Genomic DNA, 350 nt, shown 5'->3' with positions numbered 1-350 from the left:
TGCTGATGATCTCCTCCGATGTGGATGAGTTCATCGGCCTGGCCGACCGGGTGCTGGTGATGCATCAGGGCCGCTACAGCGGCGAGCTGGCGCGGCAGGCGGTCACCGTCGATCGCATGATGACCCTGGCCTTTGGAGGGCAGGCATGAAAACGTTACTCAAGAATCGCGAACTGAGCGCCTTCTTTGCCATCGTGGCGCTCTTTGTTGTGCTGGTGGCGCTCAATCCAGCCTATTTCAGCCTGCAGACCCTGGCGATGATTTTCTCCAGCTCGCAAATCCTCTGCCTGCTGGCATTGGGCGCGACCCTGGTGATGCTGACCCGCAATATTGACGTGTCGGTAGGTTCGA

1 protein-coding gene and 1 pseudogene are annotated in these 350 nt (G+C 59.1%); both read left to right on the top strand.

What is annotated here, in order from left to right:
• A partial coding sequence (locus IM317_RS23815; RefSeq protein ID WP_193362563.1) for a hypothetical protein occupies window positions 1–149 on the top strand: 149 nt, incomplete at its 5' end.
• Window positions 146–350, top strand: a pseudogene (locus tag IM317_RS23810) (autoinducer 2 ABC transporter permease LsrC); the annotation flags it as partial. The gene IM317_RS23815 and the pseudogene IM317_RS23810, both read left to right, overlap by 4 nt.

It is taken from the genome of Enterobacter cloacae complex sp. S3 (assembly GCF_014930495.1).
Lineage (GTDB): Bacteria > Pseudomonadota > Gammaproteobacteria > Enterobacterales > Enterobacteriaceae > Enterobacter > Enterobacter asburiae_B.
The sequence above is the reverse complement of the archived record's forward strand: the minus strand, read 5'-3'. Positions and strand labels throughout refer to the sequence as shown.